The sequence below is a fragment of the Aminobacter sp. P4_D5 genome, from assembly GCF_056401815.1.
The window spans coordinates 1-5753 of record NZ_JBFUIP010000250.1 but is presented as its reverse complement, the minus strand read 5'-3'; the positions used below and the strand labels follow the sequence as shown (position 1 = coordinate 5753).

Here is a 5753-nt window from a genome sequence, read left to right as displayed (position 1 = left end):
CATCGCCGCCGGGACAGGGTGATGTGTTTTGTCAACCTAGGTGGGTGCGAACTCTCCGAGCTTGCCGCCAAGGCGACTTCCCCGTCGCTTCTCAAGCATCCCAGAACTGATCTAACCAGATATTGAGCTTCCTGAACCCGGTGACGCTCACCGCGTAGACGCGGCGCGTTCCTTCGGCGCGCGCGCTGACCAGGCCTGCATCCAGAAGTACCTTGAGGTGCTGCGACACTGCGGGCCGCGACACCGGCAAGCCGGCCGCGAGTTCACCCACGGTCTTTGGGCCGCGCCGCAATTCTTCGAGCAGATGGCGCCGGTTGGCATCGGATATGGCCAAAAAGGAGTCGTCAGCTGTCATGGCTCCCTTTGTGCCGCAACAGGTTCCAAATCTCAACCATGAGTCGCAAGGCTGCCGTATTGTCCCGCACCGTTCATGTGCGGCGGTCAGATTTCCGTCTCGGCCTTCTGCCTGGGGTCGAGACGCAGCGATTCCGGTGTCGCGCTGCGGTCGGCTGGCTGGGTCTGGAACGCCTCGCGATCCTCGATGGGAACCGGCGCGCGGCGCCTGATGCGCAAGGCGGTGTAGCCGGCCAAGGTGAAATGTGCGGCAGCCGTGGCAAGGAACAGTGCCTCCGGCCGCATGTGGTCCATGAGGCCAGCGCCAAGCAGCGGGCCGACCATGGTACCAAAGCCATAGAGCAGCAACAGGCCGCCCGAAACCTTGACGAAATCCTCGGGGTTGGCGTGGTCGTTGGCATGCGCCACCGCCAGCGAATAAAGCGTGTAGGCAAAAGCGCCGTAGCTCGCCGTCATGGCAATCACGAACGGGCCTGAGCGTGGCGCTACCAGGAAGATCAGAACCGCCGCAATCGCCGAGGCGAGCGACGCGCCGATCAGCACATAACGCCTGTCGGTCCTGTCGGAGGCCTTGCCGACCGGGATCTGCAGGGCAGCGCCTGCGACCACCACCAGGCTCATCATCAAAGCGATCTGAGGCGTCGAAATGCCGACGCGCGCGCCATAGACCGCACCCAGCGTGCCCCAGCCGCCATTGGCGACGCCGATGAGGAAACAGGCGACCGAGGCGACCGGCGAATTGGCGTAGAGGCCCTTGATGTCGAGCGAGACGTCCTGCAGCGGCTTGGGGTGGGCGGCGCTCGAAACGGCGGTCGGGATCAGCGACAGGCAAAACAGGATGCCGGTGACCATGAACAGCGCGTCGCTTCTGACATCGCCGCCGGCGACCATCATCTGGCCGGCCATGATCGAGGCGTAGGTGACCATCATGTAGAGGCCGAAGACAGTGCCCCGGTTTTCGTTGGTGGCGCGCTCGTTGAGCCAGCTCTCGATGACCATGAAGGCGCCGGCCATGGCAAAGCCGGTGAAGGCGCGCAGCGCGATCCAGACATATTCGTTGACGATCAGGCCAGTCAGCAGCGCGATGATCGCAGCGGAAGCCGCAAAGGTGCCGAAGGCGCGGACATGGCCGGCGCGGCGGACGACACGCGGGGCAAAATAACAGCCGGCAACGAAGCCGCCCGCCCAGGCGGTGCCCATCAGGCCGAGTGCCGTGGTGGAGAAACCCTCTTCCTGGCCGCGCAGCGGAAGCAGAAGGCCATGCAGGCCCGAGGCGGCGAGCAGGAAGGCGGTGCCGCGAAGCAACGACAGGATCGGCCGGTAGGTTGCGAGCATCTGTTGTCCCACCACGAATCAATTAGGTGCTAAAATGTGATGATAGCCTCTTTGGGGCTTATCGGTGGCGGGCGAGGATCAGCCGCGCTTGAACAATGCTTCGGCCGCCGATTTGGTCGAGCCCTTGACGGCGAGCTCGGCCTCGAGCCGCACGATCTCGGCGCGCAGGGCAGCGATGCGCTCGTTGAGTTCGCCGACCGACAGCAATGACAGGTCCTGGCCGATCTCGTGGACGGTCTTTTTCTTTTTCGGCTCGTCGTCGAACAGCGCCATGTCGCTCTCCTTCATCTCCAGACAGGCGTTTGCCTGATTTGCCAATCAGAATACATAGTGTGGTCAATGACATGTAAAGCCCGGGACATGTAAAGCCCGGGACATGTAAAGTCCGGGACATGTAAGTCCGGGGCGCACCGGACCAGCGGAGAACAAAAAGACATGGCCAACGTCGCCCAACTTCCCGACAAGATGCTCGCGGTGGCGATCACCCAGCCCGGCGGGCCGCGCGTGCTCAAGGCGGAAAAGCGCGACCTGCCGGAGCCTGATACGGGCGAGATCCTGATCCGGGTGCATGCGGCGGGCGTCAACCGGCCCGACGTGCAGCAGCGCAAGGGTGCGTATCCGCCACCGCCTGGCGCGTCCGACCTGCCCGGGCTCGAAGTGTCGGGCGAGGTGGCGGCACTTGGCGCGGGTGTTACGCGTTGGCGGATCGGCGACGCGGTCTGCGCGCTGACGCCGGGCGGCGGCTATGCCGAATACGCCAAGGTGCACGAGACCAACGCGCTGCCCGTGCCCAAGGGTTTTACCTTCACCGAAGCTGCGGCCGTGCCCGAAACCTTCTTCACCGTCTGGCACAATGTGTTCGAGCGCGGCGCGCTCAAGGCGGGCGAAACGCTTCTGGTGCATGGCGGCTCGTCGGGCATCGGCACGACAGCGATCCAGCTCGCCTCGGCTTTTGGTGCCTATGTGATCGCCACCGCCGGCTCCGAGGAAAAGTGCGCTGCCTGCCTCAAGCTCGGGGCCGACCGCGCGATCAATTACAAGACGGAAGAATTCGTCCAGGCGGTGAAGGACGCCACCGACGGCAAGGGCGCCAATGTCATCCTGGACATGGTCGGCGGCGACTATGTCGGCCGCAACTATCATGCCGCCGCCATCGACGGCCGCATCGTGCAGATCGCGACGCAGGGCGGGGCGGTGGCGAGTGCCGATTTCTCACGGCTGATGGTCAAGCGGCTCACCCATACCGGCTCGACGCTCAGGCCGCGCACCACCGAGTTCAAGGGCGCGATCGCCGCAGCACTCGAAGCCCAGGTGTGGCCGCTGCTCGCCACCCGCCGGGTGGCGCCTGTCATGGACATGATCTTCCCGCTCCGGGAAGCCTGGCGGGCGCATGAGCGCATGGAAGAGGGCGAGCATATCGGCAAGATCGTGCTGGATGTCGGGTGAGGTTCTTGCTTCTCCCTCCCCCTTGTGGGGAGGGCAGGGGTGGGGGTTTTTTGCCCCAGCGCTCCAAGAGTACCCTTTATCCCTCCCCACAAGGGGGAGGGAGGTCGTCGACGTCGCGCGCCATACCCCCTCATCCGGCCCTGCGGGCCACCTTCTCCCCGCTGGGGAGAAGAGGTCGGCGGCGGCTTCGAGCCTCTGTATCTACTGCGCAGAAGAGGTGGGCGGCGCCGTGGCAAATCTCCTCGCCCCTCGGGGAGAGGTCGGCCGAGCGAAGCGGAGGTCGGGTGAGGGGGCCATGTTCCAAGCTCACCGCCAGCCATGGGCGAGTTGCATGGTGAACAACAGCATGCCCTCGATGCGGCGGTCGGAGTCGCGCCCGAGCGGCACCGGGCAGAAGCCGGCGCGGCCGAATTCGGTCGGCGAGGCGCGGCAGCGGCCGAAATTGCGGCATTCGCGGCGCTGGCACCTCTCGTGCGCCCCCTCCATGGTGGCGGCGATGCTGACGGCCAGAACAAGCGCGTTGTGCATGGAATAGGGCAGGTGGCCGTAGCCCGGCAGCGGCGGGTCGATGATTTCGATTTGTTGCTTGCGTTTCCTCGGCATGAACTGTCTCCGGTTGGCGCCCGCGCCGGGTTTCGTGGCGCGGGCAGGGGTGGTTGGGGGAAATTTGGGCGCGCAAAAGTGTCCCGCGCTGATGAAGCCGGGGTTGGGAACCGGACGCATGGCCTTGCGTCTCTGTGATGCTAATGCGTGACGCGCAGCCATGCGTCCGCCAGCGCTCTTGCCCCGCTCAGACGCCTCAACGCTTTCGCGCCGCCAGCCGCTGCAAGGCCCGGACTTGGGGGCTCATCACCCAGCAGGGGCACCGTATCCCCTGCCAGCCCGGACGCCGTCGCCCTCCCCAGGCATCCGGTTCATGACCCGGGTTCCCTGAGGGCGATGGGTGGATTATCGCTGAGGTGCGAAGGGGTGTGGAAAAGAAAATTTTTCGATCCACGCTTCTGTGGCCGGACACCGCAAGGGAAGGGCTGCTATTACAATGAGTTGCGGTGGTAGGCCTAGGCTCATCGGCGCTGAAATCGTGGAAAAGCTCTACGGCTAAGCCAGGAGGAAGCATGACATCGCGGGCATGCGCCGCGTTCACAGTCTTCTACTCGCGTCCGCTTGCGAGAGGGCCGCGTGTCAACCACAGCTCCGTCAGCTGGCCACATTGCAGCTGTCAGGATCGCCCGGCTACCGAATGGAAAACGGAAGCCGAAGTTTTAAGCGTTTGCGATCTGCATCGTTGGTGTGCTTTTTCAGTTGCATCCCAGATTTGTTGCTCTACCAATGGAGCAAATCGGGGGGGCTATGAAGTATCGGCGAGCATGGGATGGCAACGAGTGGCAGAGTTACACTCATCAGCTCGTACAATTGCGGCATGGACACCAGAACGTTCAATGCGTCCCCGATACCGTGGCCGGTGATGCCGGGATCGAGTTCATTTTTATCGGCGGCACAATCTACCAATGCTATGCCCCAGAGGAGACTTCTGATCTCAAAAAAGCTGCCACGGCCCAGAAGGCGAAGGCTACAAGGGACCTCAATAAAATCCTGAAAAACCAGGACAAGCTGTCGGGGATTCTCAAGGGTCTCTCGATCGACCGCTGGATACTTCTCTGCCCGTTTCTCGATAACAAAGACGTTGTTGCACATGTTCGTGCGCAAGGGCTCGCCCTGCGCGCCCACGACTTGCCCTTTCTAGCCGAGAAATTTGAAGCGCTCGTTCATTCCCAAGAAGACTTCGCTGCAGAAATTGAGGGGTTGCGTCAGCAATCAGTCATGCCGCTGAAACTTCCGGCACACGATCCGAATATTGACATCGCGGCCGAGCAAGAGGGCGAAATCGGACGTCGTCTCTCCGAAAAGCTGAAAAGAGGCTTTAAGGCGACACTTACTCCGCAACAGATCGCACAGCGTCGCGATACCTACATTCGTGCTCATTTGCATCGCGAAAACGCACTGTCTGATCTCAAATTAAACCATCCCGCGCTCTGGGATCGATCCATTCAGACGTTAACCGCAGAGGAGCAGCGTCTGGCCGCAGTCGGTGCAACTTCCGTGTTGCCTGGCGCGCAGCTTCAAGAAAGCGTTGCACGCCTTGAAGATGCTCTTTCAAAGGATCTTCCCAGCATGCCAGGCGCCTTCGCGACGACTGTCGCAGTTGGGACAGTTGGTGAATGGCTGATTCGGTGCCCACTTGATTTTCCGGATGACCAACAATGACCTTTCAAGTTCAACCCGAAAGGTTMTCATTCCGCAGGCGCCCAATTGCTGTGCCTGGTGATCTCCGAATCGAATGGCGTGTTTCCCTAATCGTCTTAATGCTCGGAAATTCTCGTTCTAAGCAGGCTTCTCTTGCGAAGTTGCATATCCTCAATGATGCGATCCGCTCTGCCAGAAGCGACTACTTGTTGGATCTTGTCGTAAATGCAAGGCCAGGCACAATGCCTTGGACTTTTAGAGTGGAGCCGGCATTCGCTCGAGCAATCGACTTCGTTGTCGGATACAAACTCGCCAACTGGACCACTACAGCTGGAAGATCCGCTCTACAGTTGACCCAAGAGGGCGAACGCCTC

6 protein-coding genes are annotated in these 5753 nt (G+C 61.9%); 2 read left to right on the top strand and 4 right to left on the bottom strand.

Going from position 1 to position 5753, the window contains the following annotated elements:
- Positions 1–91: 91 nt before the first annotated feature.
- From AC1DWF_RS29575 to AC1DWF_RS29565, 3 genes are all read right to left on the bottom strand, one after another.
- Complete coding sequence (locus tag AC1DWF_RS29575; protein WP_476786052.1) at positions 92–355, bottom strand: ArsR/SmtB family transcription factor; 264 nt, start codon at positions 353–355, stop codon at positions 92–94.
- An 86-nt stretch (positions 356–441) separates the two neighbouring features.
- Complete coding sequence (locus AC1DWF_RS29570) at positions 442–1689, bottom strand: MFS transporter (protein ID WP_476788188.1); 1248 nt, start codon at positions 1687–1689, stop codon at positions 442–444.
- A 78-nt stretch (positions 1690–1767) separates the two neighbouring features.
- Positions 1768–1962 carry a DUF1192 domain-containing protein gene (locus AC1DWF_RS29565; RefSeq protein WP_476786050.1) on the bottom strand — a complete coding sequence of 65 codons (195 nt, stop codon included), beginning with the start codon at positions 1960–1962 and terminating at the stop codon, positions 1768–1770.
- Positions 1963–2154: 192 nt separating this feature from the next.
- Between AC1DWF_RS29565 and AC1DWF_RS29560 the strand changes: the two genes are divergently transcribed.
- Positions 2155–3135: an NAD(P)H-quinone oxidoreductase gene (locus AC1DWF_RS29560; protein ID WP_476788191.1), complete on the top strand. Its 981-nt coding sequence runs from the start codon at positions 2155–2157 to the stop codon at positions 3133–3135.
- Positions 3136–3441: 306 nt separating this feature from the next.
- On the opposite strand, the gene AC1DWF_RS29555 is transcribed toward AC1DWF_RS29560, so the two are convergent.
- The gene (locus AC1DWF_RS29555; protein WP_476786092.1) at positions 3442–3738 is read right to left on the bottom strand and encodes a hypothetical protein; all 297 of its coding nucleotides are present in this window, start codon (positions 3736–3738) and stop codon (positions 3442–3444) included.
- 852 nt (positions 3739–4590) lie between these two features.
- Between AC1DWF_RS29555 and AC1DWF_RS29550 the strand changes: the two genes are divergently transcribed.
- Positions 4591–5400 carry a hypothetical protein gene (locus tag AC1DWF_RS29550; RefSeq protein WP_476786093.1) on the top strand — a complete coding sequence of 270 codons (810 nt, stop codon included), beginning with the start codon at positions 4591–4593 and terminating at the stop codon, positions 5398–5400.
- Positions 5401–5753 lie beyond the last annotated feature (353 nt).

Excerpts from the sequence above, each read along its gene's own strand:
- AC1DWF_RS29575 (WP_476786052.1), bottom strand. The coding sequence starts at position 355 with ATGACAGCTGACGACTCCTTTTTGGCCATATCCGATGCCAACCGGCGC.
- AC1DWF_RS29570 (WP_476788188.1), bottom strand. The coding sequence starts at position 1,689 with ATGCTCGCAACCTACCGGCCGATCCTGTCGTTGCTTCGCGGCACCGCC.
- AC1DWF_RS29565 (WP_476786050.1), bottom strand. The coding sequence starts at position 1,962 with ATGGCGCTGTTCGACGACGAGCCGAAAAAGAAAAAGACCGTCCACGAG.
- AC1DWF_RS29560 (WP_476788191.1), top strand. The coding sequence starts at position 2,155 with ATGCTCGCGGTGGCGATCACCCAGCCCGGCGGGCCGCGCGTGCTCAAG.
- AC1DWF_RS29555 (WP_476786092.1), bottom strand. The coding sequence starts at position 3,738 with ATGCCGAGGAAACGCAAGCAACAAATCGAAATCATCGACCCGCCGCTG.